The organism is Paraburkholderia sp. SUR17 (genome assembly GCF_029536165.1).
GTDB lineage: Bacteria > Pseudomonadota > Gammaproteobacteria > Burkholderiales > Burkholderiaceae > Paraburkholderia > Paraburkholderia kururiensis.
The window spans coordinates 1,049,321-1,074,551 of record NZ_CP120508.1 but is presented as its reverse complement, the minus strand read 5'-3'; the positions used below and the strand labels follow the sequence as shown (position 1 = coordinate 1,074,551).

Genomic DNA, 25,231 nt, shown 5'->3' with positions numbered 1-25,231 from the left:
ATCGCCTGCTGCGGCAATGAATTCGCGGTGTGGCGCGCTGGTCGTATCTGCTGCGCGCGTTGCATTCGTTGCTGTTCCCGCCGGCCGCTCACCGGCCCGCTCCTGCGACCGCTCGCTTCGCGGCGGCCTCAGGAACACCGCTTACGCAGCCACCGTCTCCGGCGCCGCCGGTGCACCGGCATGACCGCCAACGAGGCAACGCTTGTTGGCCACGTGATATTCGAATTCGTCCCAGTAGTGCTTGAGCATGCCGCGCACCGGCATGGCGGCTGCATCGCCGAGCGCGCAGATCGTGCGGCCCATGATGTTTTCCGCCACGGAGTTCAGGAGATCCAGATCTTCCTTGCGGCCAAGACCATGCTCGATACGGTGCACCACGCGGTAGAGCCAGCCCGTGCCTTCGCGGCACGGCGTGCATTGACCGCACGACTCTTCGTAATAGAAGTACGACAGACGCAGCAGCGAGCGCACCATGCAGCGCGTCTCGTCCATCACGATCACGGCGCCCGAGCCGAGCATCGAACCGGCCTTCGCGATCGAATCGTAGTCGAGGTCGGTTTGCATCATGATGTCACCCGGGATCACCGGCGCCGACGAGCCGCCCGGAATCACCGCCTTGATCTTCTTGCCGCCGCGCATGCCGCCCGCAAGCTCCATCAGCGTGGCAAACGGGGTGCCGAGCGGCACTTCGTAGTTGCCAGGACGTTCGACGTCGCCGGACACCGAGAAGATCTTCGTACCACCGTTGTTGGGCTTGCCGAGTTCGAGGTAATTCTGCGGACCGATGGCCAGCAGGAACGGCACGGCCGCGAACGTTTCGGTGTTGTTGATCGTGGTCGGCTTGCCGTACACGCCGAAGCTCGCCGGGAACGGCGGCTTGAAGCGCGGCTGGCCCTTCTTGCCTTCCAGCGACTCGAGCAGCGCCGTTTCTTCGCCGCAGATGTACGCGCCGTAGCCGTGGTGCGCGAAGAGGTCGAACGAGAAGTCCGTCCCCAGGATGTTCTTGCCGAGGAAGCCCGCGCGGCGCGCTTCTTCCAGCGCCTCTTCGAAGCGCTTGTAGACTTCCCAGATCTCGCCGTGGATGTAGTTGTAGCCCACGGTAATACCCATCGCGTACGCGCCGATGGCCATGCCCTCGATCAGCGAATGCGGATTCCAGCGCAGGATGTCGCGATCCTTGAACGTGCCCGGTTCGCCTTCGTCCGAGTTGCAGACGAGATACTTCTGACCGGGAAACTGACGCGGCATGAAGCTCCACTTGAGGCCGGTCGGGAAGCCCGCACCGCCGCGGCCGCGTAGACCCGACGCCTTCACGTCCGCAATGACCTGCTCGGGCGGAATCTTCTCTTCGAGAATACGGCGCAGCTGCTTGTAACCGCCGCGCGCAACGTAGTCTTCGAGATGCCAGTTGTCGCCGTTCAGCCCGGCGAGAATCAGCGGCTTGATGTGCCGATCGTGCAAAGACGTCATTTCGAAAGTTCCTCGAGCAGCTGGTCGATCTTCTCGCGGCTCATGAAGCTGCACATGCGATGGTTGTTCACAAGCATCACGGGCGCGTCACCGCACGAGCCCATGCACTCGCCCTCTTTCAGGGTGAACTTGCCGTCCGGCGTGGTTTCGCCAAAGTCGATGCCGAGCTTCTGCTTCAGGTATTCGGCCGCGCTCTCCGAGCCGCCGTCCGGGCCCAGCTGGCACGGCAGGTTCGTGCAGAGCGTGATCTTGTATTTGCCGACGGGCTTCGTCTCGTACATCGTGTAGAAGGTCGCGACCTCCTGCACGGCGATCGCCGGCATGCCCAGATAGTCGGCGACGAACTGCATGAGTTCGGGCGACAGCCAGCCGTGCTCTTCCTGCGCGACGGCCAGCGCCGCCATCACCGCGGACTGCTTCTGGTCGGCGGGATATTTCGCGATCGAGCGATCGATTTCTTTCAGGCCTTCAGCTGAGATCATTTTCAGACACGACTCTTTCAATTCCTACCGAACGAAAACCTGTCGCGAACCGCTTGCTGCGACAGACGTGGCGTTCCTTGCATGATGCGCAGCGCGCGCCGGACTGCTGCTGCCCCGAGGCACGCGCCGTGTTGCGAAACCGCTTACCGGTCGATTTCCCCGAACACGATGTCCTGCGTGCCGATGATGGTCACGGCATCGGCAATCATGTGGCCGCGCGCCATTTCGTCGAGTGCCGCCAGGTGCGCGTAGCCGGGAGCGCGGATCTTGAGCCGGTACGGCTTGTTCGCGCCGTCGGAGACGAGATAGATGCCGAACTCGCCCTTCGGATGCTCGACGGCAGCGTAGGCCTCGCCTTCCGGCACGTGGAAGCCTTCCGTGAAGAGCTTGAAGTGGTGAATCAGCTCTTCCATGTTCGACTTCATGTTCACGCGCGACGGCGGCGCAACCTTGTGATTGTCGGTCATCACCGGACCCGGATTCTTGCGCAGCCATTCAATGCACTGTTTCGCAATGCGGGTGGACTGGCGCATTTCCTCGACGCGTACCAGGTAGCGGTCGTAGCAGTCACCGTTCACGCCGACCGGGATGTCGAAGTCGAGGCGGTCATACACCTCGTACGGCTGCTTCTTGCGCAGATCCCATTCGATACCGGAGCCGCGGATCATCGGACCCGTGAGACCCATCTGCAGGGCGCGCTCGGGACTCACCACACCGATGCCGACAAGACGCTGCTTCCAGATGCGGTTATCGGTGAGCAGCGTTTCGTATTCGTCGACGCAATTGGGGAAGCGGGTGAAGAAATCGTCGATGAAGTCGAGCACCGAACCCTGGCGCGCTTCGTTCATTCTGGCGAGCGCCTTCTCGTTGCGGATCTTCGACGCCTTGTATTGCGGCATCGCATCCGGCAGGTCGCGATAGACGCCGCCAGGACGATAGTACGCCGCGTGCATCCGTGCGCCGGACACGGCTTCGTACACGTCCATCAGGTCTTCACGCTCGCGGAACGCGTAGAGAAACACCGCCATCGCGCCCACGTCGAGCGCGTGCGCGCCGATCCACATCAGGTGGTTCAACACGCGCGTGATTTCGTCGAACAGCACGCGAATGTATTGGGCGCGAACCGGCACGTCGATGCCGAGCAGCTTTTCGATCGCCATCACGTAGCCGTGCTCGTTGACCATCATCGACACGTAGTCGAGACGGTCCATGTACGGAACGGACTGAATGAACGTCTTGCTTTCGGCGAGCTTTTCGGTCGCGCGATGCAGAAGGCCGATGTGCGGATCGGCACGCTGGATCACTTCACCATCGAGCTCGAGCACGAGGCGCAGCACACCGTGCGCTGCCGGGTGCTGCGGGCCGAAATTGAGCGTGTAGTTTTTGATTTCTGCCATGGCACCCTCTTAGTGTTTCAGACCGCCATAGCGATCCTCGCGGATCACGCGCGGCGTGATTTCGCGCGGCTCGATCGTCACCGGCTGGTAGACGACGCGCTTCTCTTCCGGGTCGTAGCGCATTTCGACGAAGCCGGAAACCGGGAAGTCCTTGCGGAACGGGTGGCCGATGAAGCCATAGTCGGTGAGGATGCGGCGCAGGTCAGGATGGCCCTCGAACACAATGCCGTAAAGGTCGAACGCTTCGCGCTCGTACCAGTTGACCGAGTTCCAGATATCCACGACGGAGGGGACAATGGGGACTTCGTCGTCCGGTGCGAACACGCGCACGCGCAGACGCCAGTTGTTCGTCACCGAGAGCAGATGCAGCACGGCTGCAAAACGCGGGCCCTCGTAGGCACCGTCGCCGTACGCCTGATAGTCGACGCCGCACAGATCGATCAGTTGTTCGAAACGCAGCTTCGGATCGTCGCGCAGCTGCTTCGCCACGTCGAGGTATTCGCCTGCTTTCACGACGATCGTCAGCTCGCCGATCGCCTCGGTAATGCTCACGAGGCGGCCGCCAAAGGCCGCCTCGAGGTTCGCTTTCAGGGTCTCGAGTTTGCTTGCCATATTGTGGGGGAGGCTCAGGCCTTATTGACGGGCGATGGTGTTGGTGCGGCGGATCTTCGCCTGCAGCTGGATCACCCCGTAGACCAGGGCTTCGGCCGTGGGCGGACAGCCCGGCACGTACACATCGACAGGTACGATGCGATCGCAGCCACGCACCACCGAATACGAATAGTGATAGTAGCCGCCACCGTTGGCACACGAGCCCATCGAGATGACCCAGCGCGGCTCGGCCATCTGGTCGTACACCTTGCGCAGAGCCGGTGCCATCTTGTTGCACAGCGTACCGGCCACGATCATCACGTCCGACTGACGCGGGCTCGGGCGAAACACCACGCCAAAGCGGTCGAGGTCGTAGCGGGCTGCGCCCGCATGCATCATCTCTACCGCGCAACATGCAAGACCGAACGTCATCGGCCACAGCGAGCCGGTGCGCGTCCAGTTGATCAGCTTGTCAGCCGTGGTGGTGACAAACCCTTCCTTCAAGACCCCTTCGATACTCATTTGCTTTCCACTCCAGGCGGGCGGCATGGCGCTGCCACCCATGCAAACCGGCAATTAACCCGTTACTCCCAGTCGAGGCCGCCTTTCTTCCAGATATAGGCGAAGCCCAGCAGGAATTCGAGCAGAAAAATCATCATCGCGATGAAGCCCGGCCAGCCGATGTCGCGCAGGGCAACGCCCCACGGGAACATGAATGCGGTCTCGAGATCGAAGATGATGAAGAGGATGGCCACGAGGTAGTACCGCACGTCGAATTTCATGCGGGCGTCTTCGAAAGCTTCGAAGCCGCACTCGTACGGCGCGTTCTTGTCGGCGTCAGGCCGGTTGGGACCAAGAATCTTGCCAATGCTGACCAGCGCTATACCCAAACCGGTGCCCACAAGGAGGAACAACAAGACGGGGAAATAGGCTGCGAGGTTCAAGACTATCCTCAATCGGTTGGTTCTGGATTCCGCGAGCGCTGTGCGGCCCGCGGCATATTACTTCAGAAGCTTGACGGACGCCGCCAAACGAACAAATACGACGCCAGAAGTAAAAATGCCAGCCGAAGCGAAGCAGCGGCTGGCATTAGATAACATTGGTGCCGACGGCGAGACTCGAACTCGCACAGCTTTCGCCACTACCCCCTCAAGATAGCGTGTCTACCAATTTCACCACGTCGGCACTGTATGCAATCCGGGAAAACAACTTGTTGAAACCCGCGAATCGCTTCAAGACTTGAATTCTAACCTGTCTAAACAGATTGTTCAACGCATCAAAGCGGGTCTGTCGAAAATTTATTTCGGCACGTCCTGGCCCGGAGTCGATGCAGCCGAAGCCGCGGCAGGCAACGAAGCCGGCGCAACAACCGACGCAGCGGAGGCAACCGCAGGCGCATTTGTTGCGGCGCCCAACACACCCGCTGAAGGCTTCGAATGATACGAGCCGAGATAAGTAAGCGCCAGCGTCGATACGAAAAAGACTGTTGCAAGCACGGCGGTTGTACGCGAAAGGAAATTCGCGGAACCGCTTGCACCGAACAGACTGCCCGACGCGCCGCTGCCGAACGCGGCGCCCATGTCCGCACCCTTGCCGTGTTGTAGCAGCACGAGGCCGATAACGCCAAGCGCCGACAGCAGCTGGACGACAATGATCAACGTCTTCAAATACAGCATCACACTCACCTGAGGTTCTGTTAAAGCGGTGACATCAAGCCGTCACGCGCATGGAAGCATGGGTGCCGCGATGCCGCGGCACCCGAAACGCCTTACGAAGCCTGAGCGGCGCTCGCTGCGGCAGCGGCCTCGCAGATCGCGATGAAATCGGCCTCCTTGAGCGAAGCGCCGCCGATCAAGCCCCCATCGATATCGCTTTCGCGGAACAACTCTTCCGCGTTGTCGGGCTTCACGCTACCGCCATACAGCAGCGGCACGTCCGCCACGGCGGCGCCTTTCGCCGCCAGCTGCGCGCGCAGGAACGCGTGCACCTGCTGAGCCTGCGCCGCCGTAGCGCTGCGCCCGGTACCAATCGCCCACACCGGCTCATAGGCCACGACGATTCGCGCCGCCTCGTCGGACGAGAGCTTTGCGAGCACTTCGCCAAGCTGCACGTCCACCACCTGCTCAGTGGTCCCGGCTTCACGCTGCTCGAGCGTTTCGCCCACACACACGATTGGGGTCAAACCCGCCTCGAGCGCGCGCTGCGTTTTGACCGCCACGAGTTCCGCGCTTTCGTAGTGATATGCACGGCGCTCCGAATGCCCGACGATCGCGAACGACGCGCCAAATTCGCGCGCCATCTCGGCAGCCACTTCGCCGGTATAGGCGCCTTGCACGTTGGCCGACACGTCCTGCACGCCCCACGCGACGCGGCTGCCCTCGAGCAGGGACTGCACCTGCGCGAGATACGGAAACGGCACGCAAACACCAACGCGGACATCGGCGGGAAGCGCTGCGGCCCGCTTTGCGATCGCCTGCAGCAACGTGGCGTTCGCTTCGAGGCGACCGTGCATCTTCCAGTTACCGACTACCAGTTTCGCTCGTTGTTTCGACATCGTCTCGTCGTGTCCTCTCGTGTCGCGGGCAGCCCGCGGTCCGTTGCCGGGGCAGCGAAAGCAAAAACGCGCAATTTTACTGTGCGACCGCCAAGCCGGTCAAACCGCACATGTCAAGCCCCCTGCCAGTTCAGCACGATCTTGCCGATGTGCTCGCTGCTCTCCATGAGCGCATGCGCCTCGGCCGCACGCGCGGCCTCGAACACACGGTAGACGACCGGCTTGATACGACCCTCGTCGATCAGCGGCCACACGCGCTCCTTCAGTTGCGCCGCCACTTGCGCCTTGAACTCCACGGGACGCGGGCGCAGCGTCGAGCCGGTGATGGTCAGCCGGCGCCGCAGGATTTCGTTGAGGTTAACTTCCGCCTTCGCGCCGCCGAGCATGGCGATCAGCACGATGCGTCCGCCATCCGCGAGTGCCGAAAGCTCGCGTGGAATGTAGCTCCCGCCCACCATGTCGAGAATCACGTCGACGCCACGATCGTTCGTGAGCGACTTGAGTACTTCGACAAAGTCTTCGGTCCGGTAGTTGATGGCGCGCTCGGCACCCAGTTGCTCGCATGCGCGGCACTTGTCTTCGGAACCCGCCGTCGCGAAGACGCGAAAGCCCAGCGCGTGCGCAATCTGGATGGCCGTCACGCCGATGCCGCTCGAGCCGCCCTGAACGAGCAGCGTCTCGTTCGCACCGCCCTCGCCCGCGCCCAGCTGCGCGCGCATGAAGACGTTGCTCCACACCGTGAAGAACGTCTCGGGCAAGGACGCGGCCTCGACGTCCGACAGCGCGCCCGGCACCGGCAGACATTGCTGGAGCGGCACCGCGGCGTACTCGGCATAACCGCCGCCCGCGAGCAGTGCGCATACGCGGTCACCTTCCTTCAGGCCGAACGGATTGCGTTTGGGATCGATCGTGCCGCCGGCGATCACACCCGCCACCTCCAGGCCCGGCAAGTCCGAAGCGCCGGGCGGCGGCGCATAAGCGCCCTTGCGCTGGAAGACGTCCGGACGGTTCACGCCCGAAGCCGCCACCTTGATCAAGACCTCACCGGCCTTGGGTTCCGGCATGGGCCGCTCGGCAAGCTTGAGCACGTCAGGCGCGCCGAACTCCGTAATTTCGATCGCTTTCATCCGCGTTCCCCTGAGTCTGGATTGCACTGCAAACGGCAGACAGCATGCCCTGGATTAACGTTGCATGCAGCGCGATCCGCGCTCGCGTTTCGCGTGCCATCAAGAAAAACGGCCGGCACGCTTGCGCGCTGCCGGCCGTCGTCATGCTACCGCGTTACTGCTGCGGAGCCGGCTCGCCCTGCGGCGCGCCGGAGGGCGAGTCGTTGAGCAACGCCTTGGCCGACAGGCGCACGCGACCCTTCTCGTCCGTCTGGATGACCTTGACCTTCACGACCTGGCCTTCCTTCAGATAGTCGTTGATGTCCTTGATGCGCTCGTTGGCGATTTCCGAGATGTGCAGCAGGCCGTCCTTGCCCGGCAGCAGGTTCACGATCGCGCCGAAGTCCAGCAGCTTGAGAATCGTGCCCTCGTAGATCTGACCGACCTCGACTTCCGCCGTGATCGCTTCGATGCGGCGCTTCGCTTCGGCCATGCCTTCGCTGCTCGTGCTCGCGATCGTCACGACGCCGTCGTCGGAGATGTCGATGGTCGTGCCGGTTTCTTCGGTCAGCGCGCGGATCACCGAACCGCCCTTGCCGATCACGTCGCGGATCTTCTCCGGGTTGATCTTCACAGTGATCATGCGCGGCGCGAACGCCGACAGTTCCGTGTTCGCACCCGACACCGCGGCCGTCATCTTGCCGAGGATGTGCATGCGGCCTTCCTTCGCCTGCGCGAGCGCGACCTGCATGATTTCCTTCGTGATGCCCTGGATCTTGATGTCCATCTGCAGCGCGGTCACGCCGTCGGCCGTACCGGCCACCTTGAAGTCCATGTCGCCCAGGTGGTCCTCGTCGCCGAGAATGTCGCTCAGCACCGCGAACTTGTTGTCTTCGAGGATCAGCCCCATCGCGATGCCCGCGACGTGCGCCTTCATCGGCACGCCGGCGTCCATCAGTGCGAGACAGCCGCCGCACACCGAAGCCATCGAGGACGAACCATTCGATTCCGTGATTTCGGACACCACACGAATCGAGTAGCCGAACTCTTCGGCGCTCGGCAGGCACGCGACGAGCGCGCGCTTGGCAAGACGGCCATGGCCGATTTCGCGGCGCTTCGGCGAGCCCACCCGGCCGGTTTCGCCGGTCGCGAACGGCGGCATGTTGTAGTGGAGCATGAAGCGGTCGCGGTACTCGCCTTCGAGCGCGTCGATGATCTGCTCGTCACCCTTCGTGCCGAGCGTCGCCACCACGAGCGCCTGCGTTTCGCCGCGCGTGAAGAGCGCCGAGCCGTGCGTACGCGGCAGCACGCCGGTGCGGATTTCGATCGGACGCACGGTGCGCGTATCGCGGCCGTCGATGCGCGGTTCGCCGTTCAGGATCTGGCCGCGAACGATCTTCGCTTCCAGGTCGAACAGGATGTTGCCGACAGTCGCCGCATCCGGCGCTTCGCCAGCCGACGTCACGGCGTCTTCCGCCAGCTTCGCCGTCACGGCCGAGTAGATTTCCTTGACCTTCGCCGAGCGGGCCTGCTTTTCGCGAATCTGGTAGGCCGCCTGCAGGTCGGCCAGCGCGAGTTCCGTCACGCGCGCGATCAGCGGCTCGTTCTTCGGTGCCGGCTGCCAGTTCCACTCCGGCTTGCCGCCTTCGCGCACGAGTTCGTGAATCGCGTCGATCGCGGTTTGCATCTGCTCGTGGCCGAACACGACTGCGCCCAGCATCACGTCTTCCGGCAGTTGGTCTGCTTCGGATTCCACCATCAGCACGGCGCGCTCCGTACCCGCCACGACGAGGTCGAGGCGCGATTCCTTGATCTGCGCGCGCGTCGGGTTCAGCACGTATTCGTTGTTGATGTACGCAACACGCGCGGCACCCACCGGGCCGTTGAACGGCAGGCCCGACACCGCGAGTGCAGCCGATGCGCCGATCAGGGCCGGGATGTCCGACGGAATGTCCGGATTCACCGACAACACGTGAATGACGACCTGCACTTCGTTGTAGAAGCCTTCAGGGAAAAGCGGGCGCAGCGGACGGTCGATCAGGCGCGAAATGAGCGTTTCGCCTTCCGAGGGACGGCCTTCGCGGCGGAAGAAGCCGCCGGGAATCTTGCCGGCCGAATACGTTTTCTCGATGTAGTCGACGGTGAGCGGGAAGAAATCCTGGCCGGGCTTGGCCGACTTCGCGCCGACCACGGTCGCGAGCACGACCGTATCTTCGACGTCGACGAGGACGGCACCGCTCGCCTGACGGGCGATTTCACCCGTTTCGAGGCGAACGTTATGCTGGCCCCATTTGAATTCCTTCACGACTTTATTGAACATGGACATAGAAGTCACTCCTTGACTCGTTCGTTGTTATACCGCGCACCCTCGGGCGCGGCTACGCGAGGACCGGCACCGCATGGCTAGAGGAGTGTTATGCCATTCCAGCGGATCACGTTCGCGCGAGGCGGGCGAACCGCGATCGCATGAACCGCTGGAATGACACAAAGCTCTACCCAGAAAGCCCGGTCATCGGGGCGTACTGCCTGGTGCTACCCAGTGGCCTGCCGGTGCGCAGCACATGAAGCGCACCGTTCAAAAACAAAATGCCTGCATCAGCTGACTGACACAGGCATCTTGTTGAAAAACCGTCCGGTTACTTGCGCAGACCAAGCTTTTCGATCAGCGCGCGGTAACGATCAGCGTCCTTGCCCTTCAGGTAGTCGAGCAGCTTGCGGCGGCGGCTCACCATGCGCAGCAGGCCGCGGCGGCTGTGGTGATCCTTCGCGTGGGACTTGAAGTGAACGGTGAGTTCGTTGATACGGGACGTGAGAAGCGCCACCTGAACTTCGGGCGAACCCGTGTCGTTGGTGCCACGCGCGAATTGCGCGACTACGTCGGACTTCTTGATATCTGCTACAGACATTTGATTTCCTTTGAATCGAACGGGCGGTCACGGAAGAAAGGCCGTGCCGTGGGGGTTACAGCAAGGGCGATATTGTAGCACAGCGACCGCGCCAAACCGAAACCCCAATCATGGACGCTTCATCTGGCACGTGGTGGGCGGCACAGTACGCTGTGCGGGCAGTGCCAGCACCGTGCGAAAACCGTAGCCCGAGCCCTCGTTGTCGTAGCGCACGCCCGGCACACCGGCTTTCTCCATGGCCATCACGTAAAGGGGCTGGATCAGCTGATGATCCTCAGCGCGCATCCATTCGGCGTGAAAGCCGTTGTCGAACTTCATGCCTTCCAGCGCGTGCGCCACGGCCGCCGGATCGGCGGAACGGGCTCGCCCCATCGCGTCGGCCAGCATCTCGACAAGCAGGCTCATGCGCAGCACGGGGTAGTCGTCGACGGCGTTGGGATAACGCGCGCGAAACGCCGCGTACCAGGCATCCGACTGCGCACCGCCTGCATTCGGATGCCAGTCCGCAACCGCGAATACGCGTCCGACGCCGGCATCGCCCAAGGCCGCCGGGGCACCGAGACTGTTGCCATAGAACGTGTAGAACTTCGTGTCGAGGCCCTGCTCGCGTGCCGCTTTGACGAGCAGCGTGAGGTCGTTGCCCCAGTTGCCCGTCACGACGGCGTCCGCGCCGCTGGCGCGGATCTTGGCGATATAGGGCGAAAAATCCTTGATGCGGCCAATCGCGTGGAACTCGTCGCCCACCACCGCGATGTCGGGCCGCTTCGACGCCAGCGCGGTTCGGGCAAGCGCGCTCACGTCGTGGCCAAAGCTGTAGTCCTGATTCAGCAGGTACACCTTCTTCACGGAGGCGTCACGCGCGATCACGTCGGCGAGCGCGTCCATGCGCATGCCGGCGTGGGCGTCGAAGCGGAAGTGCCAGAAGCTGCAACTGGCGTTCGTGAGCGCGGGGTCGTCGGCGGAGTAGTTGAGAAACAGCTCGCGATTGTCGGGATTGCGGCTGTTCTGCTTCTCGATGGCATCGAGGAGCGCGGCCGCCACCGCCGAACTGTTGCCCTGCAGGATGAAGCCGATGTGCCGGTCGGCCGCCGCGCGCAGCTGGACGAGCGCGGCCTCGGCACTGCCCTTGCTGTCGAGCACGACGAGTTCGAGCGGATGAGTGCCGTCGGCCAATTGCACGCCGCCGCGTGCGTTCACGCGCTCGACGCCGAACCGGAGATTGCGCTCCACGGCCGCGCCGGCATTTGCGAACGGACCCGACATGCCTTCGATCAGGGCAAGGCGGATCGGCTCGCCGGCATGGCTGGCTCCCGGCACCGGCGTTGCCGCCTCTGCGGTGACGCCCGGCCACGTTGCCAGCGATGCAACGAACGTCATCGCAGCGACCGCCACCTTCAGTGCCACCTTCAGTGCCGCCCTCGGCGCCACACTCGACCCTGCCCCACCGTACCTCATCGCAACTCCCGGAAAGCCTTGGAAGCGCGGATCATAGGCCGCAGGCAGGCGAGCGGCAAGTACGGCGGCGGCACGTCCGGACCGCCCGCGCCACCGCCCCTCTGACGGGGCCCGTGTCAAAATGACGAGGTTCGACGCCACACGTTCTGCCCATGCTCCCGGAGGCTTTCATGCGTATTTCAACGACCACCGCGCGACCGCGCACCTTGCTTGCAGCGCTTGCCGCCTGCTTCGGCGCACTGACGCTCGCGGGTTGCGCGCAGCCCTGGCAGCAGGTGCAGCCGGGGGCGGACCAGTCGACGATCGTTGCACGACTGGGCGCGCCGCGCGAAGTCTACGATCTCCCGAATGGCGGACACCGCCTGATGTGGCCGACCCAGCCGATGGGCGAAACGACCACCGCGGCGGACATCGACGCCTCGGGCAAGATCGTGAGCGTGCGCCAGGTCCTGCAACCCAACGAGTTCTATCGCGCCGAGATCGGCAAGTGGACCCGCGCCGACGTGCTCGTGAATTTTGGCCGGCCGGTGGAAACGTCGTATTTCCCGCTGATGAAGCGCGAGGTGTGGACCTATCGCTACCTGGAAGACAACGTCTGGTACATGCTCTACAGCTTCTACTTCGACGACAACGGCACACTGCGCCTCACGCAGAAGACGCCGGATCCGCTCCACGATCCTGACCGCCGTAATCTGTTCTGACACCTGCACGGCGCGCCCTTCACCGCGTCACCCGCTGTCTTTCACCACACCGCCAAATGCCGCCCACCGGGCGGCATTTTTTATTCGCCCGGCATGAAACCGATTTTTTTCGGATTTTGTCTGAATTTTTTCTGATAGAAAGCATTTTGTAATGGTCAAACAGCGCTCCCGCTCAACGTGGAGTCACTTCCTATGAACCTTCCGAAACGCATGCTCGTCGCGAACGTCGCCTGGGCGCAGGAAATCGCCCGGCGCGACCCGCAATTCTTCGACACGCTCGCTCAGGGCCAGAACCCTCAAGTGCTGTGGATCGGCTGCTCCGACAGCCGCGTGCCCGCCGAAAGCGTCACGCATTGCGCACCCGGCGACCTCTTCGTCCATCGCAACATTGCCAACCTGTTCGACGCCGGCGACGACAACTCCATGAGCGTGCTCGAATACGCCGTCGAGGTGTTGCGCGTGAAGCACATCATCGTCTGCGGACATTACGGATGCGGCGGCGTACGCGCCTCGCTCATGCCCCCGGCACCGCATCTGCCGCACGTGAACCGGCGCATCCGGCCCCTATGCGAACTCGCGCAGACACATCGCGCTGAGCTCGACGGCATTGCGCCGGAGCAGGCACGCATCGACCGGCTCGCCGAGCTGAACGTGATCGCTCAGGTGCAGCGCCTGCGCGAGCATCCCATCGTCGCGCGAAGCGAGCCGCCACCGCTCGTGCACGGCTGGATCTTTTCGCTCGCAGACGGCCAGTTGCGCGAACTCGAATCGGGATACGAACACGTGTCTGCCACGGCCGCCCTAGGGCTCGAACTCGCGCTCAAACGGGCTTGAGTTCTCTCGAGACTTTCAGCGCGCATAGACGCTCACCGCATCACGCACACCACCTTTCACCGCCCACTTCGCCATGACCCCGAAAGATTATCTATCTTCGCTACCGCGCGACCTTGCCGCCGGCACCGTCGTGTTCCTCGTTGCGCTGCCGCTCTGTCTCGGCATCGCCAAAGCCTCCGGCGCGGAGCCCTTCGCCGGACTCGTGTCGGGCATCGTCGGCGGGCTCATCGTTGCCGCGCTGAGCGGTTCGCGATTGAGCGTGAGCGGCCCGGCCGCGGGCCTCGTCGTGATCGTGATCGACGGTATCGCGCGCCTCGGCAGCTTTTCGGCGTTTCTCGTCGCCGTGCTGCTGTCGGGCGCGATCCAGTTCGTCTTCGGCATGCTCAAGGCCGGACGGCTTGCGGCCTATGTGCCCTCGCCCGTCATCAAAGGCATGCTCGCGGCCATCGGGCTGCTGCTCATCATCAAGCAGTTGCCGCTCGCACTCGGGCTCACCTCGAGCGCAGGAAGCGACGCGGCATCTGCCGTCGCGCACGCCGGCTCCATCGCCACGCCGTTCGGCGCCGTCTCGCCCATGGCGTGCGCCGTCGCGGTGTTGTCGCTCGCGCTGCTGGCAGGCTGGGAAACGCGCGCGTTGCGCCGCTTCAAGCTGGTGCGGCTCGTGCCGGCGCCGCTTGCCGTCGTGGTGATCGGCATCGCGGCAACGCTCGCGGGCGAAGCGCTCGGCGCCTCGTTCGCCCTGCCCGTCGAGCATCGCGTCGCACTTCCCGAACTCGCGTCGCTGGCGGCACTCGGCAACGCGCTCAGCTTCATCGACCTCGGCCCGGGCTTCGCCCGGCTCGCCGACCCTGCCGTATGGATCGTCGCGATCACGCTGGCCGTTGTCGCGAGCCTCGAATCGCTGTTGAGCCTCGAAGCCGTGGAGCAGATCGATCCGCAGCGCCGGCCTGCGCCGCCTGACCGCGAGCTGAAAGCGCAAGGCGTGGGCAACCTGGTCGCGGGCGCTATCGGCGGGCTGCCGATCACGTCGGTCATCGTGCGCAGTTCGGCCAATGTGCATGCCGGCGCGCAGAGCCGTCTGTCGGCGATCTTTCATGGCGTGCTGCTGCTCGTCAGCCTGTTTGCGCTCACGGACGTCATCAATCTGATTCCGCTCGCCTGCCTCGCGGCGATTCTGATCTTCACCGGCTTCAAGCTCGCGAAGCCGTCGCTGTTCGTCGCCATGGCGAAGCAAGGCGCGGCGCCGTTCGTGCCGTTCGTCGCGACGGTGGGCGGCGTGCTCGCCACCGATCTGCTGATGGGCATTCTGCTTGGCGTGGCATGCAGCGTCGCGCTCGCGTTGTGGGCGAATCTGCATCGGCCCATCGCGCTTGCGCAGCACGACGATCATTTTCTGCTGTCGTTTCGCAAAGACGTTTCGTTTCTCGGCAAGGTACCGCTCAAGCAGATGCTTTCGCGCATTCCGGATCGCGCCACGGTGATCGTGGATACGACGCGTGCCGACTTCATCGATCACGACGTACGGGAACTGCTCGACCGCTTCATTGAGGACGCGCCGGAACGCGCGATCGCTGTCGAGATGCGGCATGCCACGCCGGTGCTGCCCACCGCGACGCGCGGCTGGAGCTGGAACCGTGGGCTCGCACAGCAGACAGGCGGGCGCTGAAATAGAAAGCGGCCGCTGAAACTACAAGCGGCCGCACGAGAAGCATGAAGAGAAATACGACGAGGGCGCCTGGCAGCGTCCTCGTCACAGGAGCAGTGAGTCAGATGCCGCCGCTTTGCGGATTGAGCTTGTCCGTATCGGCATGCAGCTTGTTGAGCGCCGAGATGTAAGCCTTCGCCGAAGCCGCGACGATATCCGGGTCCGTGCCCACGCCGTTCACGATGCGCCCGGCCTTCGAGAGTCGCACGGTCACTTCGCCCTGCGCCTGCGTGCCGGTCGTGATGGCATTCACCGAATACAGCATGAGCTCGGAGCCGCTGCCCACTTCGGTTTCGATCGCGTTGAGCGTGGCGTCGACGGGACCGTTGCCGTTTGCCTCGGCCGTGGTTTCCTTGCCGTTCACCGTGAACACGATGCGCGCGTGCGGCCGCTCGCCCGTCTCCGAATGTTGCGCGAGGGAGATGAACTTGTAGTGCTCTTTTTCCTGCGCCTCGGCCGACTCTTCGCTGACGATCGCGATGATGTCTTCGTCGAAAATTTCAGCCTTGCGGTCGGCCAGTTCCTTGAAGCGTGCGAACGCATTGTTGAGATCGGTCTCGCTGTCGAGCGTGATGCCGAGTTCCTGGAGACGCTGCTTGAACGCGTTGCGGCCCGACAGCTTGCCGAGCACGATCTTGTTCGCGCTCCAGCCCACGTCTTCCGCGCGCATGATCTCGTAGGTGTCGCGCGCCTTCAGCACACCGTCCTGGTGAATGCCGGACGCGTGCGCGAACGCGTTGGCGCCCACCACCGCCTTGTTCGGCTGCACCACGAAGCCCGTGATCTGCGAGACGAGCTTCGAGGCGGGCACGATCTGCGTCGTATCGATACCGACGTCGAGCCCGAAGTAGTCCTTGCGCGTCTTCACCGCCATCACGACTTCTTCGAGCGAGGTATTGCCTGCACGCTCGCCGAGGCCGTTGATCGTGCATTCCACCTGGCGCGCGCCGCCGATCTTCACGCCGGCAAGCGAGTTCGCCACGGCCATGCCGAGGTCGTTGTGGCAGTGCACCGAGAAGATCGCCTTGTCCGAGTTCGGAATGCGCTCACGCAGCGTCTTCACGAGATTGCCGTACAGCTCGGGCACGCCGTAGCCGACGGTGTCCGCGATATTGATCGTGGTTGCGCCTTCGGCAATCACGGCTTCGAGCACACGGCACAGGAAGTCCATGTCCGAGCGGCTGCCGTCTTCCGGAGAGAACTCGACGTCGTCGGTGAACTTGCGCGCGAAGCGCACGGCGAGCCGAGCCTGTTCGTAGACCTGATCCGGCGTCATGCGCAGCTTCTTCTCCATGTGCAGCGGCGAAGTGGCGATGAACGTGTGAATGCGGAAGCGGTTCGCGGGCGCGAGCGCGTCGGCGGCACGCTGAATGTCCTTGTCGTTCGCGCGGGCGAGCGAGCAAACCGTGCTTTCCTTCACCATCGACGCGATCGTATGAATGGCATCGAAATCGCCGTTCGAACTCGCGGCGAAGCCTGCTTCGATCACGTCCACGCGCATGCGTTCGAGCTGCCTCGCGATACGGACTTTTTCTTCTTTCGTCATCGACGCGCCGGGCGACTGCTCGCCGTCACGCAACGTCGTATCGAAAATAATCAGCTTGTCTGCCATCTTGGGTCTCCAGGGATTCGCTCAGGAACGGAAAGGGAGTACGGAATACGGTTGTTTGCGCCACCGCTGGCGACGCTGACAACGTACGGGCAGACGGAGGGCGGAAACGATCAGCGCGGCAGGCGCGCTAGCGCTAGCACGCGTAGCGGCGCGCCGGCTAGAAGGGAAAGGAGGGGGAACTTGAAGGTCACCATGCCGGCGACTATAGCGGGATTCAGCCAAACGTGCAATTGGCGCCGGCACCGGTCTGTGGGCGATCCGGGGGCCGAAACCGCGGCCCGGCATACGTCTGTTGCCGGACCGCGCGAGGCCGAAAATCCCCGCGCCACTCAGCGTTCGCGAGGCAGCGAACGCGCCGGGTTGGTGCGGCCGCGCAGCGTCTGGTATGCCCAGAACACGTAGCCGGAAAGGCCGTACAGCACGAAGAGGCCGAACAGCATCAGCGGCGGGTCCGACGACACCAGCACGAACGCCACCACGACGAGCAGCGTGGCCGCGAACGGCACGCGGTGCCGCACGTCGAGTGCCTTGCCGCTGTAGAACGGCGCATTCGACACCATCGTGACGCCGGCGTAGACGGTAAGCGCGAACGCCACCCACGGCAGCCAGCCGAGTTTGAGCGGCACGCGGTTGTCGGTGGCAAGCCAGACGAAGCCGGCAATGAGCGCGGCCGCTGCCGGGCTCGGCATGCCCTGGAAGAAGCGCTTGTCGACCACACCGATGTTGGTGTTGAAGCGCGCGAGCCGCAGCGCAGCGCCGGAGCAGTAGACGAACGCGGCAAGCCAGCCCCAGCGCCCAAGGTCCTTGAGAATCCATTCGTACATCACGAGCGCCGGAGCCACACCGAACGACACCATGTCCGAGAGGCTGTCGAACTGCTCGCCGAAAGCGCTCTGCGTGTGCGTCATGCGGGCGACGCGTCCGTCCATGCCGTCCAGCACCATCGCGACGAAGATGGCGATGGCCGCCACTTCGAAGCGCACGTTCATCGCCTGCACCACGGCGAAGAAGCCGCAGAACAGCGCGGCCGTGGTGAATGCGTTGGGCAGCAGGTAGATGCCGCGCTTTCTCAGGAACTGCTGACGCGCGGCCCGCCGGCCCGCGTCCACAGCGACCGTTTCCTGGACGCTCTTGTTGCGGCGAAAGGAACGCGGCAGAGGTGCGCCGCCGCTGTTGCGAGGTCGGCGTTTGAATGCGGCCATCGAAGAACCTCCCTATGCCGCGTTAGAGCTCGGCCAGAATGGTCGACGACGCGAAAACCTTCTCGCCGATCGACACGCGCGGCCGGCTTCCCATGGGCAGGTACACATCGACGCGCGAGCCGAAGCGGATGAAGCCGTAACGCTGGCCGCGCGTGAGCGGTTCGCCCGCACGCACGTAGCAGAGAATGCGGCGCGCAATCAGGCCGGCGATCTGCACCGCGGTCACCGTATGCCCGCTCGCCGTATTGATCACGAGGGCGTTGCGCTCGTTTTCGAGCGATGCCTTGTCGACTGCCGCGTTCAGATACGCGCCGGGAAAATATTCGACCTTCGAAATGACGCCATCCACGGGCGAGCGCTGCGAGTGCACGTTGAACACGTTCATGAACACGCTGATCTTGAGCGCCTCGCGATTCGCATAGGGGTCGTGTGCCGTTTCGACGGCGACGATCCGGCCGTCGGCCGGGCACAGCACGGCGTTTGCCTGCTGCGGAATGGGACGCGGCGGATCGCGGAAAAACTGGACGACGAAAACGAGGATCAACCAGAACGGCCATGCGAGGCCGAGCCCCGCAATGGCGTGGATCAACAACGCAACGACGGCGGCGATGGCGATGAACGGCCAGCCTTCGCGCGCGATGATCGGATGAGGGTAATTCATTGATGGCTTCGGTATTTTTGTAAAACCGTAGGATAGCAAAAGCCGCCCAGGGTTCTGCACACCTGGGCGGCTTCTGGGTACTTCATGCGCTTCACATGCGTGCGCGCGATGCCGGGCAAACGGACGGCGAACCGGACCTGCAACTGTCCCGCCAGGCCGCCCGCTTTCCCCACATGCGGCCGGCTTAGTTCTTCGACTGGTCGACCAGCTTGTTCTTCGCGATCCACGGCATCATCGCGCGCAGCTTGCTGCCCACCTGCTCGATCTGATGCTCGGCCGTGATGCGGCGACGCGATTGCAGCGTCGGCGCGCCGGCGCGGTTTTCGAGGATGAAGCTCTTCGCGTACTCGCCCGTCTGGATGTCCTTCAGCACATCCTTCATCACCTTCTTGGTTTCCTCGGTGACGACGCGCGGACCCGTCACGTACTCGCCATATTCGGCGTTGTTCGAGATCGAGTAGTTCATGTTCGCGATGCCGCCTTCATAGATCAGGTCGACGATCAGCTTCAGTTCGTGCAGGCACTCGAAGTACGCCATTTCCGGCGCGTAGCCCGCTTCGACCAGTGTTTCGAAGCCGGCCTTGATGAGCTCCACCGTACCGCCGCACAGCACGGCCTGTTCGCCGAACAGGTCGGTTTCCGTTTCTTCGCGGAAGTTCGTTTCGATGATGCCGGCACGGCCGCCGCCGTTCGCTGCCGCGTACGAGAGCGCGATGTCGCGCGCCGCGCCGGACTTGTCCTGCGCCACGGCGATCAGGTGCGGCACGCCGCCGCCTTGCGTGTAGGTGCCGCGCACGGTGTGGCCCGGCGCCTTCGGCGCGATCATGATCACGTCGAGGTCAGCGCGCGGAATCACCTGGCCGTAGTGCACGTTGAAACCGTGCGCAAACGCGAGCGCCGCGTTCTGCTTGATGTTGGCGTGCACTTCGTTCTTGTAGACCTCGGCGATCTGCTCGTCGGGCAGCAGCATCATCACGACGTCGGCGCCCTTCACCGCTTCGGCCACTTCCTTCACCGTGAGGCCGGCGTTTTCCGCCTTGCTCCACGACGCGCCGTTTCGGCGCAGGCCGACCGTGACGTGCACGCCGCTTTCCTTCAGGTTCAGCGCGTGCGCATGGCCTTGCGAGCCATAGCCGATGATCGTGACCTGCTTGCCTTTGATGAGGGAGAGGTCGGCGTCCTTGTCGTAGAAAACTTTCATGTCTGTTCCTTGACGATATTCAGGGTATTCAAAAAAAACCGGTGGGTTGTCTGGTGCGAGTCCGGCGCATCACACCTTAAGAATGCGCTCGCCGCGTCCGATGCCCGAGCTGCCCGTGCGGACTGTCTCGAGAATCGCGGTGGCGTCGAGCGCCTCGATGAACGCGTCGAGCTTGTCGCTCGCGCCCGTCAGCTCGATCGTATAGGTCTTCTCGGTGACGTCGATGATGCGACCGCGGAAGATATCCGACATCCGCTTCATCTCCTCCCTTTCCTTGCCGACCGCCCTCACCTTGATCAGCATCAGCTCGCGTTCGATGTGGGCGCCCTCGGTCAGGTCGACCACTTTCACCACCTCGATCAGGCGGTTCAGATGCTTCGTGATCTGTTCGATCACGTCGTCCGAGCCAATGGAAACGATGGTCATGCGCGACAGCGAATGGTCTTCGGTCGGCGCCACCGTCAAGGTTTCGATGTTGTAGCCGCGTGCGGAAAAGAGACCGACCACACGCGAAAGCGCGCCCGGCTCGTTTTCCAGCAGAACGGAAATGATGTGTCGCATGGTGTTTCCCGCTTCGTTTTCCAGTTAGTCGAGTTGCGCGCCTCGCTCTTCATCGAGCGCACTGCATGGCGCGCAGCGCAGCGGTGCCGCCGCTGCCCGCGCGTTCGCCTTTCGTGAAGGCGTGTGCGGCAGGGCCGGCACGAGGCTCACCGCCCGCTGCCGCTACAGATCCTCCGCGCCAAGCAGCATCTCGGTGATGCCCTTGCCCGCCTGAACCATCGGCCAGACGTTTTCGGTGGGATCGGTCTGGAAATCGAGAAATACCGTGCGGTCCTTGAGACGCAGCGCTTCCTTCAGCGCCGGCTCCACTTCCGAACTTTTTTCAATGCGCATGCCGACATGGCCATACGCCTCGGCGAGCTTCACGAAGTCCGGCAGCGCGTCCATGTAGGAATGCGAATAGCGCTTGCTGTACTCGATCTGCTGCCACTGGCGCACCATGCCCAGATAGCGGTTGTTGAGCGAAATGATCTTGACCGGCGTGTCGTACTGCTTGCAGGTGGACAGCTCCTGGATGCACATCTGGATGGAGCCTTCGCCCGTAATGCAGACCACTTCCTCGTCCGGATGCGCCATCTTCACGCCCATCGCCGCGGGCAGCCCGAAGCCCATCGTGCCGAGCCCGCCCGAGTTGATCCAGCGGCGCGGCTTGTTGAAGCGGTAGAACTGCGCGGCCCACATCTGGTGCTGGCCCACGTCGGAACAGACGAATGCGTTGCCGTCGGTGAGCTCCCAGAGTTTTTCGACGACGTACTGCGGCTTGATGATCTCGCTTGCGCGGTCGTACTTGAGGCAGTTCTTCTCGCGCCAGCTTTCGATGTCCTTCCACCAAGCGGCAAGCGCCTCGGTGTCCGGGCCGTGCTCGGCGTGCTGGAGCTGCTCGATCAATTCCTTCAGCACTTCCTTCACGTCGCCGACGATCGGAATGTCCACCTTCACGCGCTTCGAAATGGAGGACGGGTCGATGTCGATGTGAATGATCTTGCGCGGACGCGACGCGAAATGCGCCGGGTCGCCGATCACGCGATCGTCGAACCGCGCGCCGATGGCGATCAGCACGTCGCAGTGCTGCATGGCCATGTTCGCTTCGTAAGTGCCGTGCATGCCGAGCATGCCGAGGAACTTGCGATCGTTGGCACGGTAGCCGCCCAGTCCCATCAGCGTGTTCGTCACGGGGTAGCCGAGCAGATCCGCGAACTGATTGAGTTCACGCGATGCGTCGGCGAGGATGATGCCGCCGCCCGTGTAGATGTACGGACGCTTTGCCGAGAGCAGCAACGCCACGGCTTTGCGGATCTGGCCCGAGTGCCCCTTGGTGACGGGGTTGTACGAGCGCAGCGAAACGGTCTTGACGGGCTCGTAGGCGCACGGCGTCTTCGAGACGTCTTTGGGAATGTCGATCAGCACCGGACCCGGCCGGCCCGTGCGCGCAATGTAGAACGCCTTCTTCACCGTTGCCGCAAGCTCGCGCACGTCCTTCACGAGGAAGTTGTGCTTGACGCAAGGCCGCGTGATGCCGACCGTGTCGCACTCCTGGAAGGCGTCCTGGCCGATGGCCGACGTGGGCACCTGGCCGCTGATGATGACAAGCGGAATCGAGTCCATGTACGCCGTGGCGATACCGGTCACCGCGTTGGTGACGCCCGGACCCGAGGTCACGAGGCATACGCCGACCTTGCCCGTGGAGCGCGCATAGGCGTCCGCCGCATGGACTGCGGCCTGCTCATGGCGCACGAGGACGTGCTGGACTTTGTCCTGCTTGTAGAGTTCGTCGTAGATGTAGAGTACCGAGCCGCCGGGATAGCCCCACACGAATTCGACGTCTTCGTCGGCCAGTGCCTTCATGAGCACGGTGGCGCCGATAGAGTCGGTTTCAGGGAGAGTAGAGGTATCCGACGTGGAGAATTCCGCGCTGGGCATATTCATTATTCACCTTTCAAATTTTCGGCAAAAAATTGATCGGGTGCTCTCTGCCGGGCTTGTGGCTCGGGTTCAAGCGGCGCGTCCAGTTGACAGGCGAGCTTTGTGGGCCACGCCTCAATTGAGACAAGTCACTTATGTTGCGAACCAGCGACGATATCTGCTGGCGCGCGCGCGGTCAAGTAAATCCTTCCTGCACTCGCTCCAGACGAGCGTTTTTGCCCGGCCCGGCCCGTCTGGGCGGCCGTCAGAGGCGCGCCGGCGGCACGGAAGCGGCCCGTCTGTCCCCTGGAAGGCGCGAAAATTTGCTAGCATCCGCGGGTTTTACGACATTTTTCGAACGATTACGCGCACGCTGGCTGCGCCGACCTTCAGCGGATGGCATCAGACAAGGAACTCGCCGATTTTCTGGCGGGCGTCGAAAGGCGCGCGTTCAAGCAGACGGTCTACGCCGTGCGGGACGACGACGCGGCACTCGACATCGTGCAGGACGCGATGATCAAGCTCGCCGAGAAATACGGCGACCGTCCCCCGGCCGAACTGCCACTTTTGTTTCAGCGTATTCTTCAGAATGCGACGCACGACTTTTTCCGTCGGCAAAAAGTACGCAATACGTGGGTGACACTCTTTTCCTCGCTCGGCAACGCCGAAGACGAGGAATTCGATCCGCTGGAAACATTCGAGGCCGAAGGCAGCCCGTCCGGCGCGGAGAGCGGCGAACAACAGCTCGAGCGCGAGCAGGTGCTCAAGCTGATCGAGGAGGAGATCCAGAAACTGCCGGCACGTCAACGGGAGGCGTTTCTGATGCGTTACTGGGAAGATATGGATGTCGCCGAGACTGCCGCCGCCATGGGCTGCTCCGAGGGTAGCGTAAAAACGCACTGCTCGCGGGCCACCCACACGCTGGCGCAGGCGCTCAAGGCCAAAGGAATCACGCTATGAGCTCCGCTCTCGAAACTAAAGAACTCGAGTTTGCGCGGCAGCTGCGCCGTGCGCTCGACGAAAACGCCGCCAGCATCCCGCCCGTTACTGTCGATCGCCTTGCCGCGGCCCGCCACGCCGCCCTCGCCCGCAAAAAAGCCGAACCGGCCGAAGTGCGCGTCGTCGCGCCTGTGCTCGTCCCGGCCGGCATGCCCGGGGCGATGCCCGCTCCGTTGGCGCCGCGCCAGCGTTCGCGGCTGCGCCGCTTCGCATTCGCATGGCCGCTCGTCGCGCTCGTCGTGGGTCTCGTCGCCATTGCGTACTGGGAGGACTACCAGCGCACGGCCGAACTCGCGGACATCGACGCCGCCATGCTGAGCGACGACCTGCCGCTCAACGCGTATCTCGACCACGGTTTCAACGCCTATCTTTCGCGCGCACGCTAACCGGGGGACCGATCGGGTGAGTTACAAGCGCGGCCTCGCCGTAGTCTTCGGGTGCGTGATCGCGGCGCTCGTGTCGTACGCCGCAACTTACCCACGGTTCCATCCGGGCGCCGCCGCGCCGGCCCTCAGCACGCCGGCCAAGGCCGGCGCGGGCGAGCCGTCGCTCACTGTCGACTTTCCGCCGCTCAATACCAGCACCAGCCCGCTCTCGTGGGCGCGCCTCAGCGATGCGCAGCACACGGCGCTCGCGCCGTTCGCCGGCGAATGGGATCGGTTCAGCGAGGAACGCAAGCGCAAGTGGCTCAAGATTGCGTCCCGCTACGCGAAGATGTCGCCGGAAGCGCAAAAAAGACTCCAGGAGCGCATGAGCGAGTGGGTCCGCATGACGCCCGAGCAGCGGCGCGTGGCACGCGAAAACTATCAGGTATCGAAGGAACTGCCGCCGCAGGCGCGGCAGAACGCCTGGAAGGCGTATCAGGCGCTCTCCGAGGAGCAGAAGGAGCGGCTCGCCGCCACCGAACGCAAGCGTCGCCCGACCGTGGTGAGCGCCCCGCCGAGCGGCAAGAGCGAAATACGCGGCATCAACCGGCTGCTGAGTGCCCGCGAGCGCGCAGCGGGCGCGAGCGCCGTGCAGCCGGGCAGCGCCGTGCCGGCCGCCGCGACCTCGCAGGCGGCGAGTGCATCGCCCGCCACACCGGCCATGCCGCTTCCATCGAGCAGCAGCCTGCCGCCCACACCGGTGCCCGTCTCGCCCTCTGAAGCGCCGTCGGTTTTCAACGGCTCCTGAGCGGCCATCGCTCTCCGACGTGATCGACCCGCCATCGTGTCCGGCCTGAACACCTCCCGCTCCCAGAACGTCGCCGAATCGCCTTCGCCGCAGGGCGTCGCGGCCGACGACGTCCCCCCCACCGTGCGCCACCGCCTCGCCGCGCTGCTCTACGAGGCCATGATTCTCTTCGGCGTGGTTTTCTTCGCCGGTTATCTCTTCAGTACGCTCACGCAGCAGCGCAACGGGCTCACGCATCACAACCTGCTTGCCGCGTGGATCGGCCTTGTCGTGGGCATCTACTTCGTCTGGTTCTGGACGCACGGCGGACAGACGCTGCCGATGAAAACCTGGCGCCTGCGCGTCGTCGGCCCGAACAACACGCCCCTCTCCGTGCCGCGCGCCATCGCGCGCTATCTGCTTGCGCTGCTGTGGTTCCTGCCGCCGCTTGCGCTGCATCCTGTCGCGGGCCTCACGCTGCCGCACACCCTCCTCGTCGCCGCGCTCTGGTTCGTGCTGTGGACCGCGACGGGCCGCATCGGCGCGAGCCGCCAGTTCCTGCACGACCGGCTCGCCGGCACACGCATCGTCGCGGTCGTACGCTAAGCGCCTCGCCCGTCGTCGAGCGGATCGAGCCGCTCGATGCGTGACGACCACGAGGCGCACAACGCACCGCACACGCGCGGCAAACCCAGCCGCACTTCCCGCCGCGTAATAAGAAATTCTCGTGACTGTCACGG

25 protein-coding genes and 1 tRNA gene are annotated in these 25,231 nt (G+C 63.7%); 7 read left to right on the top strand and 19 right to left on the bottom strand.

The window, feature by feature from the left end; translation table 11 throughout:
- Nucleotides 1-141: 141 nt before the first annotated feature.
- From nuoF to P2869_RS04765, 13 genes are all read right to left on the bottom strand, one after another.
- Entirely contained in the window at nucleotides 142-1,470 is a 1,329-nt protein-coding gene (gene nuoF, locus P2869_RS04825) for an NADH-quinone oxidoreductase subunit NuoF (RefSeq protein ID WP_017774410.1), read from the bottom strand.
- The gene (gene nuoE / locus P2869_RS04820) at nucleotides 1,467-1,952 is read right to left on the bottom strand and encodes an NADH-quinone oxidoreductase subunit NuoE (RefSeq protein WP_017774409.1); all 486 of its coding nucleotides are present in this window, start codon (nucleotides 1,950-1,952) and stop codon (nucleotides 1,467-1,469) included. Before nuoE ends, nuoF begins: the two co-directional genes overlap by 4 nt.
- A gap of 143 nt (nucleotides 1,953-2,095) precedes the next feature.
- The gene (locus P2869_RS04815) at nucleotides 2,096-3,349 is read right to left on the bottom strand and encodes an NADH-quinone oxidoreductase subunit D (RefSeq protein ID WP_126878512.1); all 1,254 of its coding nucleotides are present in this window, start codon (nucleotides 3,347-3,349) and stop codon (nucleotides 2,096-2,098) included.
- A gap of 9 nt (nucleotides 3,350-3,358) precedes the next feature.
- Nucleotides 3,359-3,961, bottom strand: a complete 603-nt coding sequence (locus P2869_RS04810; protein WP_017774407.1) for an NADH-quinone oxidoreductase subunit C — start codon at nucleotides 3,959-3,961, stop codon at nucleotides 3,359-3,361.
- 21 nt (nucleotides 3,962-3,982) lie between these two features.
- A complete protein-coding gene (locus P2869_RS04805) occupies nucleotides 3,983-4,462 on the bottom strand; it encodes an NADH-quinone oxidoreductase subunit B (RefSeq protein WP_006052903.1) in 480 nt (159 codons plus the stop codon).
- A 62-nt stretch (nucleotides 4,463-4,524) separates the two neighbouring features.
- The gene (locus tag P2869_RS04800) at nucleotides 4,525-4,884 is read right to left on the bottom strand and encodes an NADH-quinone oxidoreductase subunit A (protein WP_017774406.1); all 360 of its coding nucleotides are present in this window, start codon (nucleotides 4,882-4,884) and stop codon (nucleotides 4,525-4,527) included.
- 156 nt (nucleotides 4,885-5,040) lie between these two features.
- A tRNA-Leu gene (locus P2869_RS04795) sits at nucleotides 5,041-5,125 on the bottom strand.
- Between the two features lie 113 nt (nucleotides 5,126-5,238).
- The gene (gene secG / locus P2869_RS04790) at nucleotides 5,239-5,616 is read right to left on the bottom strand and encodes a preprotein translocase subunit SecG (RefSeq protein WP_017774405.1); all 378 of its coding nucleotides are present in this window, start codon (nucleotides 5,614-5,616) and stop codon (nucleotides 5,239-5,241) included.
- A gap of 92 nt (nucleotides 5,617-5,708) precedes the next feature.
- The gene (gene tpiA, locus P2869_RS04785; RefSeq protein WP_277597617.1) at nucleotides 5,709-6,494 is read right to left on the bottom strand and encodes a triose-phosphate isomerase; all 786 of its coding nucleotides are present in this window, start codon (nucleotides 6,492-6,494) and stop codon (nucleotides 5,709-5,711) included.
- Between the two features lie 113 nt (nucleotides 6,495-6,607).
- Entirely contained in the window at nucleotides 6,608-7,621 is a 1,014-nt protein-coding gene (locus P2869_RS04780) for an NAD(P)H-quinone oxidoreductase (RefSeq protein WP_017774403.1), read from the bottom strand.
- A 154-nt stretch (nucleotides 7,622-7,775) separates the two neighbouring features.
- Nucleotides 7,776-9,926 carry a polyribonucleotide nucleotidyltransferase gene (gene pnp / locus P2869_RS04775; protein ID WP_126878508.1) on the bottom strand — a complete coding sequence of 717 codons (2,151 nt, stop codon included), beginning with the start codon at nucleotides 9,924-9,926 and terminating at the stop codon, nucleotides 7,776-7,778.
- 310 nt (nucleotides 9,927-10,236) lie between these two features.
- Entirely contained in the window at nucleotides 10,237-10,506 is a 270-nt protein-coding gene (gene rpsO, locus P2869_RS04770) for a 30S ribosomal protein S15 (protein WP_017774401.1), read from the bottom strand.
- A 108-nt stretch (nucleotides 10,507-10,614) separates the two neighbouring features.
- On the bottom strand, nucleotides 10,615-11,883 hold the full coding sequence (locus tag P2869_RS04765) for a branched-chain amino acid ABC transporter substrate-binding protein (RefSeq protein WP_277597616.1): 1,269 nt from the start codon (nucleotides 11,881-11,883) through the stop codon (nucleotides 10,615-10,617).
- A gap of 248 nt (nucleotides 11,884-12,131) precedes the next feature.
- Between P2869_RS04765 and P2869_RS04760 the strand changes: the two genes are divergently transcribed.
- The 3 genes from P2869_RS04760 (at nucleotide 12,132) to P2869_RS04750 (ending at nucleotide 15,162) form a co-directional block, all read left to right on the top strand.
- On the top strand, nucleotides 12,132-12,662 hold the full coding sequence (locus P2869_RS04760; protein ID WP_199543934.1) for a hypothetical protein: 531 nt from the start codon (nucleotides 12,132-12,134) through the stop codon (nucleotides 12,660-12,662).
- A 192-nt stretch (nucleotides 12,663-12,854) separates the two neighbouring features.
- A complete protein-coding gene (locus tag P2869_RS04755; RefSeq protein WP_277597615.1) occupies nucleotides 12,855-13,496 on the top strand; it encodes a carbonic anhydrase in 642 nt (213 codons plus the stop codon).
- 73 nt (nucleotides 13,497-13,569) lie between these two features.
- Nucleotides 13,570-15,162: a SulP family inorganic anion transporter gene (locus P2869_RS04750; protein WP_277597614.1), complete on the top strand. Its 1,593-nt coding sequence runs from the start codon at nucleotides 13,570-13,572 to the stop codon at nucleotides 15,160-15,162.
- 100 nt (nucleotides 15,163-15,262) lie between these two features.
- Here P2869_RS04750 and P2869_RS04745 read toward each other — a convergent pair whose 3' ends face one another.
- The 6 genes from P2869_RS04745 to P2869_RS04720 form a co-directional block, all read right to left on the bottom strand.
- The gene (locus P2869_RS04745; RefSeq protein ID WP_017774396.1) at nucleotides 15,263-16,813 is read right to left on the bottom strand and encodes a 2-isopropylmalate synthase; all 1,551 of its coding nucleotides are present in this window, start codon (nucleotides 16,811-16,813) and stop codon (nucleotides 15,263-15,265) included.
- 329 nt (nucleotides 16,814-17,142) lie between these two features.
- Nucleotides 17,143-18,015, bottom strand: coding sequence for a CDP-diacylglycerol--serine O-phosphatidyltransferase (gene pssA / locus P2869_RS04740; RefSeq protein WP_017774395.1), 873 nt, complete (start codon nucleotides 18,013-18,015; stop codon nucleotides 17,143-17,145).
- 22 nt (nucleotides 18,016-18,037) lie between these two features.
- Complete coding sequence (locus P2869_RS04735; RefSeq protein ID WP_277597613.1) at nucleotides 18,038-18,676, bottom strand: phosphatidylserine decarboxylase; 639 nt, start codon at nucleotides 18,674-18,676, stop codon at nucleotides 18,038-18,040.
- Between the two features lie 184 nt (nucleotides 18,677-18,860).
- Nucleotides 18,861-19,877 (bottom strand): ketol-acid reductoisomerase, encoded by a 1,017-nt coding sequence (ilvC, locus tag P2869_RS04730; protein ID WP_017774393.1) that lies wholly within the window; start codon nucleotides 19,875-19,877, stop codon nucleotides 18,861-18,863.
- Between the two features lie 69 nt (nucleotides 19,878-19,946).
- Nucleotides 19,947-20,438: an acetolactate synthase small subunit gene (gene ilvN / locus P2869_RS04725; RefSeq protein WP_277597612.1), complete on the bottom strand. Its 492-nt coding sequence runs from the start codon at nucleotides 20,436-20,438 to the stop codon at nucleotides 19,947-19,949.
- Nucleotides 20,439-20,600: 162 nt separating this feature from the next.
- Complete coding sequence (locus P2869_RS04720; protein WP_026121352.1) at nucleotides 20,601-22,364, bottom strand: acetolactate synthase 3 catalytic subunit; 1,764 nt, start codon at nucleotides 22,362-22,364, stop codon at nucleotides 20,601-20,603.
- Nucleotides 22,365-22,736: 372 nt separating this feature from the next.
- On the opposite strand from P2869_RS04720, the gene P2869_RS04715 reads away from it, so the two are divergent.
- The 4 genes from P2869_RS04715 to P2869_RS04700 all read left to right on the top strand — a co-directional run bounded on the left by P2869_RS04715 (nucleotide 22,737) and on the right by P2869_RS04700 (nucleotide 25,097).
- Nucleotides 22,737-23,300: an RNA polymerase sigma factor gene (locus tag P2869_RS04715; protein ID WP_017774390.1), complete on the top strand. Its 564-nt coding sequence runs from the start codon at nucleotides 22,737-22,739 to the stop codon at nucleotides 23,298-23,300.
- Nucleotides 23,297-23,725 carry a DUF3619 family protein gene (locus tag P2869_RS04710; protein WP_042301907.1) on the top strand — a complete coding sequence of 143 codons (429 nt, stop codon included), beginning with the start codon at nucleotides 23,297-23,299 and terminating at the stop codon, nucleotides 23,723-23,725. Before P2869_RS04715 ends, P2869_RS04710 begins: the two co-directional genes overlap by 4 nt.
- Before the next feature lie 16 nt (nucleotides 23,726-23,741).
- Complete coding sequence (locus P2869_RS04705; protein ID WP_277597611.1) at nucleotides 23,742-24,512, top strand: DUF3106 domain-containing protein; 771 nt, start codon at nucleotides 23,742-23,744, stop codon at nucleotides 24,510-24,512.
- Nucleotides 24,513-24,635: 123 nt separating this feature from the next.
- A complete protein-coding gene (locus P2869_RS04700; protein WP_277598054.1) occupies nucleotides 24,636-25,097 on the top strand; it encodes an RDD family protein in 462 nt (153 codons plus the stop codon).
- The last annotated feature ends 134 nt before the right edge of the window (nucleotides 25,098-25,231 follow it).

Coding starts and splice junctions, on each gene's coding strand:
- nuoF (WP_017774410.1), bottom strand. CDS start 1,470: ATGACGTCTTTGCACGATCGGCACATCAAGCCGCTGATTCTCGCCGGG.
- nuoE (WP_017774409.1), bottom strand. CDS start 1,952: ATGATCTCAGCTGAAGGCCTGAAAGAAATCGATCGCTCGATCGCGAAA.
- P2869_RS04815 (WP_126878512.1), bottom strand. CDS start 3,349: ATGGCAGAAATCAAAAACTACACGCTCAATTTCGGCCCGCAGCACCCG.
- P2869_RS04810 (WP_017774407.1), bottom strand. CDS start 3,961: ATGGCAAGCAAACTCGAGACCCTGAAAGCGAACCTCGAGGCGGCCTTT.
- P2869_RS04805 (WP_006052903.1), bottom strand. CDS start 4,462: ATGAGTATCGAAGGGGTCTTGAAGGAAGGGTTTGTCACCACCACGGCT.
- secG (WP_017774405.1), bottom strand. CDS start 5,616: ATGCTGTATTTGAAGACGTTGATCATTGTCGTCCAGCTGCTGTCGGCG.
- tpiA (WP_277597617.1), bottom strand. CDS start 6,494: ATGTCGAAACAACGAGCGAAACTGGTAGTCGGTAACTGGAAGATGCAC.
- P2869_RS04780 (WP_017774403.1), bottom strand. CDS start 7,621: ATGAAAGCGATCGAAATTACGGAGTTCGGCGCGCCTGACGTGCTCAAG.
- pnp (WP_126878508.1), bottom strand. CDS start 9,926: ATGTCCATGTTCAATAAAGTCGTGAAGGAATTCAAATGGGGCCAGCAT.
- rpsO (WP_017774401.1), bottom strand. CDS start 10,506: ATGTCTGTAGCAGATATCAAGAAGTCCGACGTAGTCGCGCAATTCGCG.
- P2869_RS04765 (WP_277597616.1), bottom strand. CDS start 11,883: ATGACGTTCGTTGCATCGCTGGCAACGTGGCCGGGCGTCACCGCAGAG.
- P2869_RS04760 (WP_199543934.1), top strand. CDS start 12,132: ATGCGTATTTCAACGACCACCGCGCGACCGCGCACCTTGCTTGCAGCG.
- P2869_RS04755 (WP_277597615.1), top strand. CDS start 12,855: ATGAACCTTCCGAAACGCATGCTCGTCGCGAACGTCGCCTGGGCGCAG.
- P2869_RS04750 (WP_277597614.1), top strand. CDS start 13,570: ATGACCCCGAAAGATTATCTATCTTCGCTACCGCGCGACCTTGCCGCC.
- P2869_RS04745 (WP_017774396.1), bottom strand. CDS start 16,813: ATGGCAGACAAGCTGATTATTTTCGATACGACGTTGCGTGACGGCGAG.
- pssA (WP_017774395.1), bottom strand. CDS start 18,015: ATGGCCGCATTCAAACGCCGACCTCGCAACAGCGGCGGCGCACCTCTG.
- P2869_RS04735 (WP_277597613.1), bottom strand. CDS start 18,676: ATGAATTACCCTCATCCGATCATCGCGCGCGAAGGCTGGCCGTTCATC.
- ilvC (WP_017774393.1), bottom strand. CDS start 19,877: ATGAAAGTTTTCTACGACAAGGACGCCGACCTCTCCCTCATCAAAGGC.
- ilvN (WP_277597612.1), bottom strand. CDS start 20,438: ATGCGACACATCATTTCCGTTCTGCTGGAAAACGAGCCGGGCGCGCTT.
- P2869_RS04720 (WP_026121352.1), bottom strand. CDS start 22,364: ATGAATATGCCCAGCGCGGAATTCTCCACGTCGGATACCTCTACTCTC.
- P2869_RS04715 (WP_017774390.1), top strand. CDS start 22,737: ATGGCATCAGACAAGGAACTCGCCGATTTTCTGGCGGGCGTCGAAAGG.
- P2869_RS04710 (WP_042301907.1), top strand. CDS start 23,297: ATGAGCTCCGCTCTCGAAACTAAAGAACTCGAGTTTGCGCGGCAGCTG.